This window comes from Marivita sp. (assembly GCF_022763305.1).
Lineage (GTDB): Bacteria > Pseudomonadota > Alphaproteobacteria > Rhodobacterales > Rhodobacteraceae > Marivita.
In genome coordinates this window covers 24,908-42,934 of record NZ_JALEGT010000043.1, presented here as the reverse complement: position 1 = coordinate 42,934, position 18,027 = coordinate 24,908, and the positions used below count along the sequence as shown (strand labels likewise).

The window sequence follows — 18,027 nt, the reverse complement described above, 5'->3', positions numbered from 1 at the left end:
TAAGTGAAGCTGGTCACGTCATAGTCCGCCTCGCGGTCATGCGTCAGGGCCAATGCCGCAGGCAGGTTGAACGTGCCTAGCGTATAGCCATCGGGATTGGCACCCGCAACTTCGGTAAAGCCGATCTGGCCACCCGCACCGGGCATGTTCTTGACCACGACCGAGCCGTTCAGCTCCTGTTCCAGAAACTGCGCGACGGTGCGTGCCATCACGTCGGTGCCGCCGCCTGCGGAATAGCCAACAATGACCTCAACAGGTTTCTCGGGGTATTCAGCCAGTACGGCCGTGGTTGACAGGCCAAGCGCAATCAGTGCGGTGAGGGCTCTTTTCATGACGGTATCCTCCCAAAGTCATGAGCGAAAATCTGGTGCTCCACGCGGTACGTCTGCGCGGCTGTTTTCCAGAACAGCGCATCGTGTTCCGCAGGCGTCAGCCTAGACGCAAGGCGTTTGAAGGCGTTCCAGAGCGTTCGGTAGCTGTACTGGCCCTTGTCGACGGGGAAGTTGCTTTCGAACATGGCGCGGTCCGGGCCGAAGAGCGCGATGCAGGTCTCGACCCACGGACGCCAATCCTCGGCCAGCGTCTTGGACAGGGGCGGTTTGGGCGCATCGGCATATCGCCAGCCAAAGACACCAAGCCCGAAACCGCCGATCTTGATCCGCGTGTTGGGAAGCGCTGCGACCGAGGCCAGCGCATCGCGCCACGCGTGGAAGTTTGAAGGATCGTGGCGCTCATGAGACCCGACACCAAGCGGCCCGCCGCAGTGATTGATGATGATCGTCAGCTCAGGCAGCGTTTGGGCCAGCGCACGAACCTCGTCCAGTTGCGTCTGGTAAGCCCAGACGTCGAGCGTCAGCCCGCGAGCGGCCAAAGCGCGGGCGGCGTTCAGAAAGGCATCGCTCCGTAACAGCCCGTCTGGCGGCGGGTTGGGGTTTGATCGCACCATCGGGTCGGCGTGCCATGCGGTGGTGTTGCGAATCCCGGTCACACGGCCGTTCCCCGCGTCGACCAGAGCCTCCAATACCGGCCGCACGTGATCTCCAAGTTGCAGATCCGCCATCGCCACGATGGAGACCGGAATTCTGAAGTCACCGCTGGTCCAATCCAATACGGTCTCGACCTCGCCAACCGGGCGCAACGCCTCAGGCCCGGTTGCGCGGTACCCAGTGCGGCACTGCACGTAGACACTGGCGCGCACATCATGACCGCTGGTCAGATCTGCCTGAAATTCCTCGGCGCGATACCGTCCCTCGGGTCGATCCCAAAGATGGTGGTGGGCGTCGAGTATCGGCTGACCCGGAGCAAGAATGTTTTCCTGCGTCAGGGCCAGCCACTGCTCGCGAACCTTATGGTGCGGGCTCGCCACCCCTCACGCCGCCTTCCGGCTGTCGATGTAGCGTTTCTTGAGGGTGGGTCCGACAATCACGGCAATCGTCAGGGCAACCAGAACGAGGCTCGTCGTATTCTGGAACAGAACCATCCAGTCGCCTCGACCAATGCGAAGCGCAAGGCGCAGGTTCTCTTCGGCGAAACCGCCGAGGATAAGACCCAGAACAACAGGGGGCAGAGGGAACTTCAGCTTGTCCATCACCCATCCGACCGCGCCGAAGCCAAGCATGAGGTAAACGTCGAACATGCGCCCGTGGATCGAATAAACGCCGATCAGCATGAGAACGATGATCACCGATCCAAGCAGCGGGCGCGGCAGATTCAGCAGGCGGGCAAAGCTGTTGGTGGCAAGTGACCCGCCCAGCAGCACCAGCAGGATCGCGCCGAACAGGAACTGCCACATGAAGCCGAATACAATGTCCGGATTGTCGCGAAATAGCATGGGTCCAGGCTGCAGGCCGTGGACCAGAAGTCCACCCAACATGACAGCCGCCACCGCTGTCCCCGGGATGCCCAGCGTAAGCGCCGGGATCAGCGCGGATGCAGTGTCCGCGTTGTTTGCGGTCTCCGCTGCGGCGACACCCTCGGGCTCACCCTCGCCCCAGGCGTCCGGGTTCTTGGAGGTCCGACGCGCCTCGTTGTAAGACATGAAGGCAGCCATGGAGCCACCTGCACCAGGCAGAATGCCGATCCAAATCCCGATGAGGGAACCGCGCACCCACGTCATGCCGAAACCCTTCATCTTGGGCAGAGCCTTCCAAAGGGATTCGGTGCCAAGTTTGGTGCTGTTGACGCCGTCTGTCTTCAGAGGTGTTTCCAGCAGATCGATCACCGGTGGCAGCGCGTAAAGCCCGACGAGCAGGATCACGATGTTGATGCCGTCGAGCATCTCCAACTGACCGAACGTGAAACGGTCATTGCCGTAGATCGGGTCAGAGCCGACGACCGACACGAAGACCCCGAAACAGGCCGAGATCAGACCCTTGATCGGGTTTCCACCCAGAAGGAAGATGATCGAGGCGAGGCCGAACACCGCAACCCAGAACACTTCCGACGGGCCGAAAAGCAGCGTCACTCGGGACAGGGGCGGCGCAAGCAGCATCAGGGCGAAGGCAGACGCGATACCACCAAGGGCCGAGGACACGACTGCGACCTGAAGCGCAAAGCCACCTTCCCCCTTCTGCGCCATTGGGTAGCCGTCAAACGTAGTTGCGACCGCGGCGGGTGTGCCGGGAATGCGCAGCAGCACGGCCGGGATCGCCCCGCCATACATGGCACCGTTGTAGATGCCCGCCATCAGGCCGAGCGCGACAAGCGGCTCAAGACCAAAGGTAAATGGCACAAGTACCGAGATCGCCATCGTCGCACTGAGACCGGGCATGGCCCCGACAACGATCCCCGCAATGACGCCAATGATGACTGCCGCGAAATTCGTCAGCGCAAAGACGTCAGGCAAGGCGTGGATAAGATCGGAATACATGGTTCAACGGTCCCAGAGCCGGCCAGCGGGGAAATCCTGAGACATCCCGAAATCAAAGATCGCCCAGATCGTGCCCACGACGATTACGGTCGCTATGAGAAGGCCGATGGGGCTGCGATACCCGAAGATCCACGCCACCAGTGGGATTGTGACAGCGGTGCTTGGGTAAAAGCCCAAAAAGTCAGTTGCGATCGCATAGGCGACGATCAGACCAAAGGCGCCGAGCACGCGTTTCGGTGACTTTGTCATGGGGGCCGCGTCTTCGCCGGCTTTGGCTTTGCGCTGATCAGCCAGCAACAAAAAGACCGACAGGACGATCAGGCCGATCAGCATCGCAGCTGGCAGGAGCGCAGAGATCGGGCGCAGGTCAACCGTCGGGATCAGGAACCCGGCCGCAACCAAGATGATGCCAATCGCGGTGAGGGTCTCGGGCCGTGTCAGGCGGGGTTTGCGGCTCTCGGACATTTGGGGCTCATGTGTCAGGAGGGGGGATGCGCGAGGGGATTACCCCTCGCGCCCTGTTGGCTTCAGTTCCAGGGGGTGGCTTGCCACACGCTGTTCGCCAGGTCGTAGAGATCGGACGTCAGCTGACGGAACTCTTCGCCGGTGACGATCTCGACCGGGTTCGCCGTCGCTGCCATGGCGTCGAGGAATTCTTGATCATCCTTCAACTGGGTAAAGGCGTCCATCAGCTTTGCCTGAACGTCTTCTGGCAACCCAGCCGGTGCGATGAAGCCGCGCATGGAGCCATTCACGAGGTCCAGACCCTGTTCCTGAAAGGTCGGCAGGTCGGGGGCGAACTGCGACCGCTCGGTCGTTGCGACACCCAGCACGTTCAGCTGGTCTTGGAACTCGGCAACTTCCGAGATGTTCAGGATGCCCATGGCAACGTGGCCACCCAGAAGGGCGGTCCTTGCCGGAGCAGACCCCTTGAACGGCACGATGGTGAACTCGGTTTCCGTCGCATTCTGCAGCTTGATCAGCGCGAAATGGTCGTCACCGCCAAGGCTCGACATCGCCACGGTGATGGCGCCCGGGTTTTCCTTGGCATCCGCGATCAGCTTGTCCAGCGTGTCGAGACCGCTGCCTTTGGAGGTCACGATCACGTTGGGATCGTTCACCACGTTGGCAAGGTAGGTGAAGCTGTCACGATCATAGTCGGCTTCTCGGTCGATCGTGCGTGCCATCATGCCCGGCAGATTGAACGTGCCAAGCGTGTAGCCGTCGGGATCCGCATTGGCCGCCTCGGTCACACCGATCTGACCGGACGCACCGGGCATGTTCTTGACCACGATGCTTGCACCTTCGCCGAGGTATTTCTCGATGAACGGTGCTGCGGTACGGGCCATCACATCAGTGCCGCCGCCAGCGGAATAGCCGACGATAACCTCAATGGGCTTTTCCGGGTATTCTGCCAGCGCCGCGCCTGCGGTCAGGGACATCAGCCCCGCAATGGTGGCCTTCTTGACGATATTGAGCATGTCACTCCTCCTACGTTATGCGATTGTTTCAAGTTTCAGGCAGGGCGCAGCCGAGTTTGGTCAGTGCCGCATCCACCCATGATCGGTCGTTCTTGCCTTCGGCGATGGCTTGCATCTGTGCAGTTTCTGCGGCCAGCTTCGCTTGCGCCTTTTTCAGAACGTCTTCTGCCTCATCCAGAGGCACGCAAAGCACGCCATCGCCGTCGCCGATGATGATATCGCCCGGATGAACCACCATCCCGTCGATGGCGATGGGAACGTTGATTTCGCCGGGTCCGTCCTTGTACGGGCCACGGTGGGTCACGCCTGCGGCATAGACGGGGTGATTGACCTCTTTCATGGCATCGGAATCCCGAATTGCGCCATTCAGAACCAGCCCGACCACACCGCGTTTGATCGCATACGCCAGCATCATCTCGCCAAACAGGGCATTGGTCGTGTCGCCCCCAGCGTCCATGACGATCACATCGCCAGGCTGGGCCATGTCGATGGCCTTGTGCAGCATCAAATTGTCGCCGGGACGCGCCTTGACCGTAAGCGCCACGCCGGCCATGCCGCCAGACATGTGCATCGGACGCAGGGTGGGTCCGGCCGCGGTCATGCGCGACATGCTGTCGGACACATTGGCGACTGGCAGCTTGGCGAATTCAGCAACAAGCTCGGCCGGAGCGATGCGGTCGCGGGTGAGGATGCGGAAACCGATGGTCATGGTTATTTCTCCACGCTGGCGAGCGACGCTTGCGAGGCTTCCAGCAACTTGCGATTGATAATTCTTTCAGGTGCGATGAGTTGACCGTCGAGGATCTGAAAGATCCCGCGCACTGCATCGACACCGACACGGGCGCCCGCCTGACGAGTCACCCCGCCGATATGCGGAGTCAGAATGATTTCTGGCACGGCAAAGAACGGATGGTCGGGGGCGGGCGGTTCCACTGCAAATGTATCAAGCCCGGCTCCGGCCAGATGGCCTGACTGAATCGATGCCACCAAAGCGGCCTCATCGATCAGACCACCGCGCGCCGTGTTGATGACATAGCCGCCGGCAGGCATCCGAGCGAGCGCATCTGCGTTCAGAATACCCCGGGTCTTGTCGGTCAGTGGACAGTGCAGCGACAGTATATGCGTCTGGGTCAACATGTCTTCGAAAGTTGCGCAGCGCGTCGCCCCAAGAGCTTCAAAGGCGCTGTCCGGCGCGTAGGGATCATATCCGATCAGTTTCAGACCGAGCCCCTTGCCAATGCGGCCCGTGGCCTGCGCGATCGCTCCCATGCCCATCAGGCCCATGGTTGACCCGGCTATCTCGCGCCCGGAAAACCCTGGCTTTTCCCACCGCCCTGCCCGGAGGCCAGAATCCAGCGGCAGGATGCGTTTTACAGCGGCGAGCAACAGGGCAATTGCATGTTCAGCCACGGATACGGCGTTGGCACCCGTCGCCACCAGCACGGGAATGCCTCGCGCGGCAGCGGCCTGGATGTCGATATTGTCGACGCCGACACCGTGCTTGGAGATCACTTTCAGCTGAGGGCTCGCATCCATGACCTCTGCATCGACGCGCCCCATCCGAGACACGATGCCAACAGCGCCGGTCTTTCTCATGAACTCGGAAATCACGGCGCTATCGGCATAGGCCGGCGTGTGCACAGTCTGATAGCCATGATCGGCAACCACTTGCGACGCTGCCGGATCAAGGTCTGGTCCTGTTACGAGAATTGTCTTGCTCATAGCGCGTGTCTCCATAGCGTCCCGACACGTCGAGCCGCGCTGTATCTTGTCTGATTTGTCGATTGGCCCTCGTCGGTCTCCCGATCCGAACTGAGGGTGTCCTCCTTGAGCGATCACCCTAATGCCAAGCAGGGCTTCACAAAAGCGCGTAATTCTGCTTCTTATATTTAACAAAACTGGATTTGGTTGATGGACACTCGGCAACTTAAGACGCTTTTGGCAATCAAGTCGCATGGCACCTTTGCCCATGCGGCGGATGTCGTCGGCCTGACACCCTCGGCGGTCAGCCAGCAGATTCACGCATTGGAAAATGAGCTGCGGATCACGATTTTCGACCGAAGCACGCGGCCGCCGCAACCGACGCCCGAGGGCCTTCAGGTCATTGAAATGGCGATGGATATTCTACGCCTTGAAGAAGATACGCGCGCCAGTCTGCGCGGCGACCAGATCGCAGGGACGTTGATGCTTGGCTCCGTCCGATCCAGCGCCTTGAACCTGCTTCCAAGCGCACTGGTGGAAATGCGGCAACGCTATCCCGGACTGAAACCCAGCTTGCGTATTTCTCTGTCCTCGACACTGATCGCCGATGTGGCAGCAGGGCGTTTGGATGCGGCCATTGTCGCGGAACACGTGGGTTTTCCGAACGCTTTGCGATGGAGTCCGTTCGTGCGCGAGCCTTTGTGGCTCATCGCTCCGCGAGAAATGGAATTGCAGGATCCGATCGCGTTGCTCAACAGCCAACCCTATATCCGGTTTCGCAGTGCCGTCCCGCTTGCAAACCTGATCGACACCGAGATATCGCGCCTGGGTGTGGTGACGAACGATGTCGCCGAGATTGATACAATTGGCTCAATCGTCACCTGCGTGCGCCAGGGCCTTGGCATTTCGGTTGTCCCGCATGCCGCACTTCAGGAACCCGACACCGCAGACATCGCGCGACTTCCCTTCGGCAGCCCACAAATCACCCGTCAAATCGGTATCGTCGAACGTACTGTTTCGCCGCGCGGCGAAATCATTGCGCGCCTCCACGCCGTACTGTCCGACCTTTGCGGAGAATATGGCCTTGCTCGGCCAACAGCTTTTGAACGGCTTTGACGCAAATCTCGGGTTCGGCTCCAGACGCGTTGGTTCCGCGATCCAAGAAAACGCAATCCGCGGCCGGCGCGCTTGCTGCTCATCGCGTTCGGGCTTGGCGCCACAGTCGGATGGTTTCGGGCTTCATCACCAACGGCACAGGAACTCTGGCGCGGCTTGTCCTATGTGTCGGCAGACATGAAAATGTCGTTGTATTCATCGCGAAGGACGTTCTTCTGGACCTTGCCCATCGTGTTTCGTGGCAACTCATCGACCAGGATCAGTTTTCTTGGGTGCTTGAAACGGGCGAGCGACGCCATGCATGCATCACCAATTGCCTCAAGGTCAGGATCGGCACCGGGCTCCGGAACGATCAGGCCAAGAACGGTCTCGCCAAAGTCCGCGTGCGGGACACCGATGACCGCACTTTCGAGCACACCAGGCTGTTCATCGAGGACCAGCTCGATCTCCTTGGGGTAGATGTTGTAACCGCCCGAGATAATGAGGTCCTTGTTCCGACCGACGATGTGCACATAGCCGTCGTCATCAAGCTTTCCCAAGTCGCCGGTGATGAAGAACCCGTCTTCGCGCAATTCGGCGGCGGTCTTTTCCGGCATCTGCCAATAGCCCTTGAAGACATTGGGGCCGCGGACCTCGATCTGGCCAACCTCGCCCTGTTGTAAGGTCTGCCCCGTCGCCGGATCCGTGATCTTGAGTTCCACTCCCGGAAGCGGAAACCCGACCGTCCCGGCGCGGCGTTCCCCATCATAGGGGTTGGAGGTGTTCATGTTGGTTTCGGTCATGCCGTAGCGTTCGAGGATGCGGTGCCCCGTGCGCTTTTTAAACTGGACATGTGTGTCGGCAAGCAGCGGCGCACTGCCGGACACGAAAAGGCGCATATGCGCTGTGAGATCCTTGGTAAACCGCGTGTCATCCAGCAGGCGCGTGTAGAAAGTGGGCACCCCCATCATCGTCGTCGCCTTGGGCATAAGAGCGATCATCGTATCGAGATCGAATTTCGGCAGGAATATCATCGATCCCCCGGTCGCCAGAATGACGTTGGTCGCCACGAAAAGCCCGTGCGTGTGGAAGATCGGCAAGGCGTGCAGTAGCACATCGTTGGCCGTGAATTTCCAGTAATCGCCCAAGGTCAGCGCGTTTGACAGAAGGTTGTCCTGCGTGAGCATCGCGCCCTTGGAGCGGCCGGTCGTGCCTGACGTGTAAAGGAACGCCGCAAGATCATCCGACGTCCGCGAGACCGTGTCGAACGAGGCGGGCTGGGCCGCGGCCTGATCGGTCAGGCTTCCGCCGCCATCGGCGTTCATCGTTTCTAGCCGCGCTCCCAGACGAGCCGCGATCGGCGCGAGGTCACCGGCGCTCTTGGCATCGCAGACAACGCAGCGCGCGCCGCTGTTTTCGATGAAGTATGTCACCTCATCCGGCGTATAGGCCGTGTTCAGCGGCAGGAAGATGACCCCGGCCTGAACGCAGGCGGCATAGAGGCAGAGCGCTTCGGGCGATTTGTGGATCTGCGCTGCCAACCGGTCACCGGGCTTGAGGCCGATCTGTGTCAGGACATACGCGATGCGCGCTGCCCGTTCGAGGAAGTCCTGGTGGCTGATGACCGACCCATCCTGCAGATGCAGGAAGGGCGTCGTCTTTCCGGCGTGAATGCCGAAGAGTGCATCATAAAGAGGGTTGGGCATGGTTACGCCTCCTCAGACAATAGTTTGGTGGCGTTTACCGCAAGCGACCGGATGCTGGAAGACATTGCGACCACTTGCGAGGTCGCGAACCGTTCGTGGTTCTCGGCCACCTTCTTGAGATCGTAGTGATAGTTGACCATCACACCATGCGATTGGCGAATCCCGTTGGGTGAAGTGTCCGCGTTCAGGTGCAGATCATGCAGCTGCGCGCCGTTGCCCAGATGAAACCGCGCGACGGGGTCAAGCGGCATGCCATCGGTGCGTTTGGCCTCGGCCAGGTAATGCGCCGCCAGCGCCCGCAAGGTCTCGCCGTCTTGCACGTTTGCCTGCGGGTCCTGCTGCGCCAGCCACGAGGCAAACCCCGGGATGGGCGACAGGGTGACAAAGGTCTTCAGGCCGGGCAGTTCGGTTGCGAGATCCGCAGCCACCTGTTTGATGAGCATATTTCCGAAAGAGATGCCGGCAAGCCCGGCCTGACAGTTCGAGATGGAATAGAACACCGCCGTGTCCGCATCATGGGCAGGCAGGACGTTGCGGTTTTCAGAGAGAACGGCCTGAACCGACCGCGCAATCCCTTGGGTCAAAGCGACTTCGACAAAGATCAGCGGCTCATCCGGCATGGCCGGGTGGAAGAACGCAAAGCAACGCCGATCCGTGGGCTGCAGACGCCGACGCAGATCATCCCAACTGTCGATGGCATGGACCGCTTCGTAGGCGATGATCTTTTCGAGGATGTCAGCGGGGCTTTCCCAGCTGATCCGCCGCAGGACAAGGAAGCCCCGGTTGAACCAGCTTGCAAAGAGATGCCGGAAATCGAGATCGAGCGCGAGAAGCGCCTCGTCCCCCTGTGCCAGTCGCAAGAGATCAGCCCGCATGCGCACCAAAGACTTCGTGGCACCGGGCACCTGGTTCAGACGGCGGATCAACTCCTGTCGCGGCGGTTCGGACGCGGCCATCACGGCGCGATAGGTCGCTTTGGACTGACCCTCGGCTTCGTAGGCATCGAGTGCGGCGCGCAGAGCCGAAGGCGCAATCGCGAGGTCGGTCGCGATATGCCGGAAGAACGCGAGCTTTGCCTCGTCGTCCATCTCGCCATACCGGTCGATGATCTGCCGCGCGAGGCCCGCGCCGGTTACCTCGCCCGCGCCGCTGATCAGGTCGGCGACCAGCGCCGTGACCGGACGGCTGTCCCTTTGCGCCGAGCCCCATGGCCGGTAGCGCCGCTCGAACACCGTGGACAGAAGATCGGCAAAGATCGTCATATCGCAGGCCCCATGATCATATCGGGCAGCCATGTCGCCAGACCGGGGAAGAGGCAAAGCAGGATGATGGCTAGTACCATGCAGCCGACATAGGGCAGCGATCCGACAAGAATGGTCTTGAGCTTGATGTCGGGCGCGATGCCGTTGATGACGTAGAGGTTCAGTCCGACCGGCGGCGAAATGAGGCCGATTTCCATGTTGATCGTCAGGATCACCGCGAACCAGATCGGATCGAACCCGGCGGACAGGATGATGGGAAGCAGGATCGGTGCGGCCATCAGGATCACCGCCACAGGCGGCAGGAAGAACCCTGCAATCAGCAGGAAGATGTTGATGGCGAACATCAGCACCCAGCGGTTCACGTCCAGCGTGCCGATCCATTCCGCGATGGATTGCGTGATGAAGAGCGAGCTGAGCATGTAGCTGAAGACACCCGCCGCGCCGATGATGAAGAGGATCATCACGGATTCCCGCGTGCTGTCCCGCAGGACGACCCAGAGCGCTTTCGGGCTCCACAGCTTGTAGATGATCATTGCGATCAGCAGGCACATCAGTGCGCCTACAGCCGCCGTTTCCGACGGCGTCGCGATCCCGCCATACATGGCATAGAGCACGCCGAAGATGATCAGCAGGAACGGCAGGACGCGGGGCAGGATCTCGAGCTTCTGGCGCCAGGTGTAGGGCGTCGCCGTAAGGACAGAGGCGTCACCCGACCGCCAGGTCGAATAGAGCGACCACGCCATGAACAGGGCCACCAACAGAAGCCCCGGAATAACCCCCGCCAAAAACAGACGTCCAATCGAGGTTTCGGTCGCGATCCCGTAGACGATCATCGTCACAGAGGGCGGGATCAGGATACCCAGCGTGCCGCCGGCGGCGATGGACCCGGCGGCAACCGCATCGGGATAGCCGCGCTTGCGCATCTCGGGGATGCCCATCTTGCCGATGGCGGCACAGGTCGCGGGGCTCGACCCCGACATCGCCGAGAAGAGCGCGCAGGCCCCAAGGTTGGAGATCACCAGACCGCCCGGCACGCGGGTCAGCCAGCGTTCAAGCGCCTCGTAGAGATCTGCGCCCGCTCTGGTAGAGGCGATGGCCGCGCCCATGATGATGAACATCGGGATCGACAGCAGCGCAAAGGAGTTCAGCTTTCCGAACATGATTTCGGGCAGCAGTTCCAGAGACCGCATGCCGTCGAAGACGATCAGAAACCCGGCGGAGACGATCACCAGACCCAGCGCGACAGACACGCCGGAGAACAGGACCACAATGGTGGCGATGGCGACAAAAGCGCCGAGGAGAAGCGGATCCATCAGCTGTTCTCCAGTCCGAAGGGTTTGTCGGCACCGATCAGCAAGGCCACGAAATCGGCGATCAGTTGCAGAAGGAAGAGGCCGAACCCCACGGGCAGCGCCAGATAGGGGATCCAGAGCCGCACGGCCCAGACGGTTTCCGACTTCCATCCGCGCGACCATGCGAGGTGCCAGAAATCATAGGCATACCAGAACATCACGGCGACGACGACGATGGACAGGCCCAGCGTGAGCATGGCGAGCGCAAAGCGCGGCCGCGGTGCCAAGGCCAGCGGGATGAGATCGACATTCACGTGCCCGCGCATCCGCTGGACATAAGGCAGCCCGATCAGCGTCGAGGCGACCATCAGATAGATCACCGCCTCGGTCTGCCAGACAGTCGACTGGTTCAGCACGAAGCGCACGAAGATCATCTGGCAGGTGATGAACACCGAGGTCAGGATCATCGCCGCTGCGGTCCAGCCCGCCACGGTCGAGATGCCGTTCACGATGCGCAGGAAGGGGTTGCCGCCGGTGCGTGCCGGGGCAGCGGAGAGTTGCGTCGCCATGACATCCTCGCGTTGGTTCGGAAAGTGGTTCGGGGACGGCGCGGTGCCGTCCCCGGCGGATCACATCACTCGACGGCGAGCGCGAGGTCCAGCAGGGCTTGCCCATCCGGCAGTTCTTCGACGAAGGCCTTGAACGAGGTTTCCTTGGCCAGAGCCAACCACGCGTCGAAGTCTTCCTGAGTCATCTCGGCGATTTCCACATTGGCAGCACGGAACGCTTCAACCGAAGCGGCGTCTTCTTTCTTGGCTTCTTCAAGGTAGAAGGCTTCGGCCTTTTCGGCGGCCGCCATCAGTGCTGCCTGCTGTTCGGAACTCAGGCCGTCGAAGGTGGATTTGTTCATCAAGAGCGGCTGGTACATGAACCAGAGCGCAAATTCGCCTGCGGGCGTGTAGCAGGCCACCTGCTCGTAGAGGCGGAACGACACGAAGGAAGAGGACGATGTGTTGACCGCGTCCAGAACGCCCGACTGCATCGCGTTATAGACTTCGGACGAGGCCATCGAGGCGATGGATGCCCCTGCCCCGGCCAGCATCTGCTCGAACGACTTGCCTGCGGCGCGGGTCTGAAGGCCGGCCACATCTTCGGGCTTGCGGATGCACTTGTCCTTCGCGGCGAAGCCTCCGGCGAGATAGCCGTGGACCAGCACCATCACGTCATCTTCGGACATCTTCTCTTCCAGGGCGGCCATGAAGGGACTGTCGGAAAGGCGCGCTGCGTGATCGTGGTTCTTTACCAGACCCGGCATCAGCGTAAGGTTGTAGGCGGGCTGCTGACCACCGGCATAGGACAGCGGCAGCACCGTCATGTCGAGCTGGCCGCGCGACAGCGGTGTATACTGCTCGCGTGCCTTGAACAGGGACTCGGTCGGAAAAATCTTGATTTCGAGGTCGACACCGGCTGCGGCAACCTCGTCGGCGACGATCTGGGCGACCTGATGGCGCACGTCCTTGTCGGACCATTGATGAGACAGGCGCAGTTCTGTTGCGTTGGCACTTAGCGCGCCCGCGAACAGGGCAGCGGCGGCCGCTGCAGTGGCAAAAAACTTGTTCATGGAATCCTCCCTAAAACTCCCGATTCCCTTTGGAACCGTGCACTAAGGTATCGGCCATGTGTTCGAAGTCAACTTTTTTGTATACAATATATACATCCTTGCATTTTCAAAGAGTTTTGGGTACAGACATTTCCATGGAACGAAAGCGATCCGACATCATTGCCGACGAGATCGAAGGGCTGATTTTTGACGGGACCCTGGCCGATGGGGACCGCTTGGACGAAGTCCAGTTGGCTGGTCGCTTTGACGTATCCCGCACGCCCATTCGCGAAGCTTTGCAGCGGCTCGCGCAGTCCGGCCTCGTCGAACAATTGCCCCGGCGTGGCGTGTTCGTGCGCCAGCCCGGCCCGGTCGAACTGATCGAAATGTTCGAGGTCATGGCCGAGCTTGAAGCGGTCTGCGCCCGGCTTGCCGCGACACGGATTTCCGATGAAGCCCTGCAGAAGCTGCACGAGACCAACGCGCTTTGCGATGCCGCCGTCGAAGCCAACGATGCCAATGGCTATTTCCGCGAGAACGAGCGGTTCCACGCCATGTTGTACCGGCAATCCGGCAACAGCTTCCTTGAGCAGGAATGCTTTCGTCTGCACCGCCGCCTGCAACCCTTCCGGCGCTTGCAGTTGCGTCTCCGCGGGCGCCTGCGGCAGTCCATGTCCGAGCACAAGGCGATCGTGACCGCGCTTGAAAGCGGGGACGGTGAGACAGCCGCAAATGTGATGCGCGCCCATATCGCCGTTCAGGGAGAAAAGTTTCATCACCTGATGGCGAGCCTTAAGCCCGCTGCAGAGTGACGTTTCTGGCTGGTTTGAGTGTGGGGTATGGGCAAGGGTATTGGCCCATACCCGCACGTGAACCAGACGAGCCCAACAGTCACTTCGTGGTGGACGACAACCAAAGCATTCTGGCCGACGGACCCCGGTGCGTCCTTTGCCTAGCTGCGATCGACGGGCACTGACGCACGCACACGAAGAGTGGTCGGACCCGTGGTCAGCGCCTCCGCCAATTGGGCCTTTCTCACGGGTTTCTTCAGGTAGGTATAATCAAGTTCGGACAGCGGTTCGCTGAACTTCGTCAGATCTAAGAAGCCAGTCAGGAAAATGATCTTGATCCGACCTTCGGACAGACCCCATGCAGTTGTCGCGACATCCATACCGCTCAGGTTACCCGGCATAGAAATGTCCGTCACCAACACGTCGAAGTCATTGCGGGACCGCAAAAGCTCAACAGCTGCCTTGGGATCGGTTACCACAGTGACAGCGTGACCGAGGCGCTTCATTTGGGCTGCCAGTATTTCGCAAACCACTTGATCGTCGTCTAGGAACAATATGTCCAGGCCGGGCATATCCACCTCGTTTCATATATGCTGGCTGTGCAGCGAGACTGTTTTCACGAACCACAGCGGTCAGCAAGGTCGTGGAGAAAAAATATCGTGCTCCGCTGCCACAGATCGGGCTGTGTTCGGGCGCGTCGTATGGTGCGCTGCCAAGTTTTGGCGTCGCGTTCGAAGCAGAGCCGTGCTGCACCCTATGACCACTCTTTGCGTGATGGCGGGTCGCTCTGCGTCGAACCGAATGGTTCTTGTCGTTGAAGGTCAGGCGTCAAGGACTTCCCGAACTTTTGCGGCAAGTTCCGAGCGGCGGTACGGCTTGCTCAGAAAGTTGACATCCGAATTGATCCGTCCTTGGTGGACAATTGCATTTTCAGAATACCCCGACGTGAAGAGCACCTTCAACTCCGGATGAATTTCCGATGCGGCGTCCGCAATCTGCCGTCCGTTCATACCGCCGGGCAGGATCACATCGGTCAAGAGCAGGTCGATATCTGATCTAGAACGCAATATTTCGAGCGCCGGCGGACCTGCCGACGCCGTGACGACATGATATCCGAGCCCGGTCAATTGCGTCATCATCTGCTGGAGAATAAGCACGTCGTCCTCAACCACCAGAATGGTTTCCTGACCGCGTTGCAGTGCCCTGTCCTGCAAGATAGGGCCGCTGTCTACACGATCTCCGATGTGCTTTGGAAAATACAGTTTGATGGTCGTGCCTTCATTCACCTCAGAATAGATTTGAATGTGACCACCAGATTGTTTGACGAAGCCGTGCACCATGCTCAAGCCCAAACCGGTTCCCTCGCCGACGGCTTTCGTGGTGAAGAAGGGCTGAAAGACTTGGGCAATGTGATCTTTGGAGATCCCATGCCCGGTGTCGCTGACCGCGACGAGAACATACTCACCGGCCGCCAAATCAGGTTCGCCCGCGACGTAATCCTCGTCAAGGACCGCATTCGCGGTTTCAATGGTCAGCGCTCCACCATCGCGCATGGCATCACGCGCGTTGATCGCAAGGTTCAGCAGAGCGGCCTCGACCTGAGCCAGATCGGTTTCGGTTGACCAGAGGCCATTGCCGAGGTTGATCCTGATGTCGATATTCTCTCCCAAAGTACGGCGCAGCATGTCTTCGACATCGGAAACCACGGCGTTGATGTCGATCACCCGGGGTTGCAACATCTGTTTGCGCGAGAAGGACAAGAGACGGCTTGTCAATTCAGCCGCCCGATCCGCCGCGACAGCGCTTGCCTCGGCAAAACGCCACAACGGGTTGTCTTCGTCGAGACTGTCCTGAAGCATCTCGATATTGCCGATGATGATCGTAAGCAGGTTGTTGAAGTCATGTGCAACGCCGCCCGTCAACTGCCCGACGGCTTCGAGCTTTTGCGACTGACGCAGACGCTCTTCCATTTGCAGACGTTCTGTCACGTCAGCCATGGTTCCGATGACGCGAATGATGCGGCCGTCCTGATCGCGGATCGGATAGGCATGGTCGTCGACATGGGCCCAAGAGCCGTCGGCTCGTCGAAAGCGATACTGCTCGTGGGCTGATCCGATTTCACCCATGAGCAGTTTTTCGAATGACTCGTCGACTCGCGCCTGATCGTCTTCGTGCACGTTGTCGTGCCACAATTCCGGTTCCGTGGCCTCGGGATCGGGGTGGTGGCCGAATTGCCGCGCCATCCCGTCGCTCCACCACCAACGACCTGCAGCAATATCCCAATCCCAAACGGTGTTTTCGGTTGCCTCGGCGATGAGGCGAAAGCGCGCCTCGGAAACGCGGAGGTCTGTTTCCGCGCGCTTGCGATCGGTTATGTCCCGCTGCACAGCGACGAAGTGCGTGACCTCTCCCGTATCATTCTCAAGCGGCACAACATCGAGATCCAGCCAGTATTCCTGACCGGATTTCGTGTAATTGATCAATTCCGCGCGCACAGGCGATTGGGTCTCGAAAGCTTTTTGAATGCGGTCCAGTTCCGACCTCTGTGTCTTCGGACCTTGCAATATGCTGGGTGTCTGACCGATGGCCTCCTCACGCGTGAACCCTGTCAGCCGTTCGAACGCGTCGTTCACATAGACGATCTTGGCATTACCCAATTCGTCTTGCGTAACGGTTTCCGTGATGATGATGACATCGCTGATCTGTTCCACGGCGGCCTTAAGCAACCGCAACTCTTCGGTCTGGCGACATTCCTCGGTGATGTCCGAAAAATAGACGGCCAATCCTTCTGATGTGGGATGTGCATTGACGCGGAACGTGCGATTGAGCGGCGGATAGTGTTCGATAAACCTAACGGTCTGTCCGGTCTCGAACGCCCGCGTGTACTGAACGTCAAAAACACTTCCGGTATATTCAGAAAACTCATCATGCACCCGGCGGCCGATCAACTCCTCGCGCTTGCGTTCCACAAGCTCTTCGGCCTTGTTGTTGAGGTAGGAGAACCGCCATTCCCGGTCGAGCATGAAGAAGGCATCACCGATATTTTCCAGCGTCTCGCCCAGCCGCCTGTCAAGCTCGCTAACCTTGCGTTGGGCGGCGGTCAGCTCGGTGATGTCCTGCATCGCACCCTGTACGGCGACAATCCGGCCCGTATCATCTTTCACGGGCACCCCAATCGAGCGGACCTGAACGCGTTTGCCCTTCGCCGTGATCAGATCGCGGACATCATCAAAGGCAGTTCCGTTCTCCATGCATTCCTCAAGGACCTCACGCGCCGAGTCGCGCTCTTCGGGTGCGAAATAATCGACACCATCCTTGAGCGTTGGCGGGGTGCCCGCTGGCAATTCATGGATGGCGGCCACGCCATCCGTCCAGGTCACCTTCTGACTGGCGAGATCAACGCGCCAACCGCCCAGTTTGACCGCGCGACCGGCAATCGCCAGAAGCATTTCGGATTCCTCGGCCCGTTTGCGGATGGTCACCAGTTCGGAAATGTCCTGAAACGAGCCCTGAACGAGGATGATCTTGCCGGTGTTGTCGTATTCCGCCTCACCAGTCGATCGAACCCACAGCTTGCGACCCTTGGCCGTGACGATCTGAAAGGTGTCATCCCAAGGTTCACCACGATCCAGGCAGGCTTGGAAGAGCCTCGTAATCCGTTCCCGATGTTCGGGAATGTAATACGAAATGCCTTCAGCTGACGTTGGCGAATATCCTTCCGGTTCATCATGAATACGCGCTGTCTCGGCCGACCACTCGAGAAGGTCCCGTCTCACGCAATAGCGCCACGCACCGAATTTTGCCGACTGCCCGGCAATTTCCAGCATGCGCTTCGCACGCGCCAAAGCCTGTTCCGAGGCGACCCACTGACTCACGTCGCGTGCCGTAATCAGTCTCGCAGGACGCCCATCGTGATCAATGACATGGCTGGTGATATCGACATGGATGATCTCACCGGATTTGCGTCTATGCCGCCAGACCCCTGCCTTGTTCCATTCGTCCGTGACACCTGCAACTTTCGAAAAAAGGGCGGGCTTGTCTTCATCCGGGCGGATATCGGCGATGGTCATCGCAAGAAATTCGTCCTCGCAATAACCGTAATTGGCGATTGCGGCTCTGTTGACAGCCAGGAAATGCAGCGTTTCCAAGTCGTAGATCCACATCGGATCCGGGTGGGACAGAAAGAGATTGTCGGCCGATGTGTTCAATCCATCACCCTTCCGTGAAGCA

The 18,027-nt window shown here is 59.8% G+C and carries 16 protein-coding genes; 2 read left to right on the top strand and 14 right to left on the bottom strand.

Annotated elements, in window-relative coordinates; all coding sequences use genetic code 11:
* The 7 genes from MRY75_RS08480 to MRY75_RS08450 form a co-directional block, all read right to left on the bottom strand.
* Positions 1–332: tripartite tricarboxylate transporter substrate-binding protein (locus MRY75_RS08480; protein ID WP_292306925.1), on the bottom strand; the 332-nt coding region annotated here is incomplete at its 3' end.
* Complete coding sequence (locus MRY75_RS08475; RefSeq protein WP_292306923.1) at positions 329–1,366, bottom strand: amidohydrolase family protein; 1,038 nt, start codon at positions 1,364–1,366, stop codon at positions 329–331. The genes MRY75_RS08480 and MRY75_RS08475, both read right to left, overlap by 4 nt.
* A gap of 3 nt (positions 1,367–1,369) precedes the next feature.
* Positions 1,370–2,869 (bottom strand): tripartite tricarboxylate transporter permease, encoded by a 1,500-nt coding sequence (locus MRY75_RS08470; RefSeq protein ID WP_292306922.1) that lies wholly within the window; start codon positions 2,867–2,869, stop codon positions 1,370–1,372.
* 3 nt (positions 2,870–2,872) lie between these two features.
* A complete protein-coding gene (locus MRY75_RS08465; RefSeq protein ID WP_292306920.1) occupies positions 2,873–3,334 on the bottom strand; it encodes a tripartite tricarboxylate transporter TctB family protein in 462 nt (153 codons plus the stop codon).
* A gap of 62 nt (positions 3,335–3,396) precedes the next feature.
* A complete protein-coding gene (locus MRY75_RS08460; protein WP_292306919.1) occupies positions 3,397–4,350 on the bottom strand; it encodes a tripartite tricarboxylate transporter substrate binding protein in 954 nt (317 codons plus the stop codon).
* A 28-nt stretch (positions 4,351–4,378) separates the two neighbouring features.
* Entirely contained in the window at positions 4,379–5,059 is a 681-nt protein-coding gene (locus tag MRY75_RS08455; protein ID WP_292306917.1) for an RraA family protein, read from the bottom strand.
* Between the two features lie 2 nt (positions 5,060–5,061).
* Positions 5,062–6,372, bottom strand: a complete 1,311-nt coding sequence (locus MRY75_RS08450; RefSeq protein ID WP_292306915.1) for a hydroxyacid dehydrogenase — start codon at positions 6,370–6,372, stop codon at positions 5,062–5,064.
* Between MRY75_RS08450 and MRY75_RS08445 the strand changes: the two genes are divergently transcribed.
* Entirely contained in the window at positions 6,262–7,167 is a 906-nt protein-coding gene (locus MRY75_RS08445) for a LysR family transcriptional regulator (protein ID WP_292306914.1), read from the top strand. The two genes, MRY75_RS08450 and MRY75_RS08445, sit on opposite strands and share 111 nt — an antisense overlap.
* Positions 7,168–7,328: 161 nt before the next feature.
* Here MRY75_RS08445 and MRY75_RS08440 read toward each other — a convergent pair whose 3' ends face one another.
* The 5 genes from MRY75_RS08440 to dctP all read right to left on the bottom strand — a co-directional run bounded on the left by MRY75_RS08440 (position 7,329) and on the right by dctP (position 13,027).
* Positions 7,329–8,852 (bottom strand): malonyl-CoA synthase, encoded by a 1,524-nt coding sequence (locus MRY75_RS08440; protein WP_292306912.1) that lies wholly within the window; start codon positions 8,850–8,852, stop codon positions 7,329–7,331.
* Between the two features lie 2 nt (positions 8,853–8,854).
* Complete coding sequence (locus MRY75_RS08435) at positions 8,855–10,114, bottom strand: malonyl-CoA decarboxylase (RefSeq protein ID WP_292306910.1); 1,260 nt, start codon at positions 10,112–10,114, stop codon at positions 8,855–8,857.
* Entirely contained in the window at positions 10,111–11,427 is a 1,317-nt protein-coding gene (locus tag MRY75_RS08430; protein ID WP_292306908.1) for a TRAP transporter large permease, read from the bottom strand. The genes MRY75_RS08435 and MRY75_RS08430 overlap by 4 nt, the downstream gene beginning before the upstream one ends.
* A complete protein-coding gene (locus MRY75_RS08425; RefSeq protein ID WP_292306906.1) occupies positions 11,427–11,975 on the bottom strand; it encodes a TRAP transporter small permease in 549 nt (182 codons plus the stop codon). The genes MRY75_RS08430 and MRY75_RS08425 overlap by 1 nt, the downstream gene beginning before the upstream one ends.
* 65 nt (positions 11,976–12,040) lie before the next feature.
* Positions 12,041–13,027: a TRAP transporter substrate-binding protein DctP gene (dctP, locus tag MRY75_RS08420; RefSeq protein ID WP_292306905.1), complete on the bottom strand. Its 987-nt coding sequence runs from the start codon at positions 13,025–13,027 to the stop codon at positions 12,041–12,043.
* 134 nt (positions 13,028–13,161) lie between these two features.
* On the opposite strand from dctP, the gene MRY75_RS08415 reads away from it, so the two are divergent.
* Complete coding sequence (locus MRY75_RS08415) at positions 13,162–13,818, top strand: GntR family transcriptional regulator (protein ID WP_292306903.1); 657 nt, start codon at positions 13,162–13,164, stop codon at positions 13,816–13,818.
* Positions 13,819–13,958: 140 nt separating this feature from the next.
* Here MRY75_RS08415 and MRY75_RS08410 read toward each other — a convergent pair whose 3' ends face one another.
* Both MRY75_RS08410 and MRY75_RS08405 read right to left on the bottom strand, forming a co-directional pair.
* Positions 13,959–14,369 carry a response regulator gene (locus MRY75_RS08410; RefSeq protein ID WP_292306901.1) on the bottom strand — a complete coding sequence of 137 codons (411 nt, stop codon included), beginning with the start codon at positions 14,367–14,369 and terminating at the stop codon, positions 13,959–13,961.
* A 249-nt stretch (positions 14,370–14,618) separates the two neighbouring features.
* Positions 14,619–18,005: a PAS domain-containing sensor histidine kinase gene (locus MRY75_RS08405; RefSeq protein WP_292306899.1), complete on the bottom strand. Its 3,387-nt coding sequence runs from the start codon at positions 18,003–18,005 to the stop codon at positions 14,619–14,621.
* Between the last annotated feature and the right edge of the window lie 22 nt (positions 18,006–18,027).

What these genes read in the sequence shown, in the direction of transcription:
- MRY75_RS08470 (WP_292306922.1), bottom strand. Translation starts at nt 2,869, where the DNA reads ATGTATTCCGATCTTATCCACGCCTTGCCTGACGTCTTTGCGCTGACG.
- MRY75_RS08465 (WP_292306920.1), bottom strand. Translation starts at nt 3,334, where the DNA reads ATGTCCGAGAGCCGCAAACCCCGCCTGACACGGCCCGAGACCCTCACC.
- MRY75_RS08460 (WP_292306919.1), bottom strand. Translation starts at nt 4,350, where the DNA reads ATGCTCAATATCGTCAAGAAGGCCACCATTGCGGGGCTGATGTCCCTG.
- MRY75_RS08455 (WP_292306917.1), bottom strand. Translation starts at nt 5,059, where the DNA reads ATGACCATCGGTTTCCGCATCCTCACCCGCGACCGCATCGCTCCGGCC.
- MRY75_RS08445 (WP_292306914.1), top strand. Translation starts at nt 6,262, where the DNA reads ATGGACACTCGGCAACTTAAGACGCTTTTGGCAATCAAGTCGCATGGC.
- MRY75_RS08440 (WP_292306912.1), bottom strand. Translation starts at nt 8,852, where the DNA reads ATGCCCAACCCTCTTTATGATGCACTCTTCGGCATTCACGCCGGAAAG.
- MRY75_RS08435 (WP_292306910.1), bottom strand. Translation starts at nt 10,114, where the DNA reads ATGACGATCTTTGCCGATCTTCTGTCCACGGTGTTCGAGCGGCGCTAC.
- MRY75_RS08430 (WP_292306908.1), bottom strand. Translation starts at nt 11,427, where the DNA reads ATGGATCCGCTTCTCCTCGGCGCTTTTGTCGCCATCGCCACCATTGTG.
- MRY75_RS08425 (WP_292306906.1), bottom strand. Translation starts at nt 11,975, where the DNA reads ATGGCGACGCAACTCTCCGCTGCCCCGGCACGCACCGGCGGCAACCCC.
- dctP (WP_292306905.1), bottom strand. Translation starts at nt 13,027, where the DNA reads ATGAACAAGTTTTTTGCCACTGCAGCGGCCGCCGCTGCCCTGTTCGCG.
- MRY75_RS08415 (WP_292306903.1), top strand. Translation starts at nt 13,162, where the DNA reads ATGGAACGAAAGCGATCCGACATCATTGCCGACGAGATCGAAGGGCTG.
- MRY75_RS08410 (WP_292306901.1), bottom strand. Translation starts at nt 14,369, where the DNA reads ATGCCCGGCCTGGACATATTGTTCCTAGACGACGATCAAGTGGTTTGC.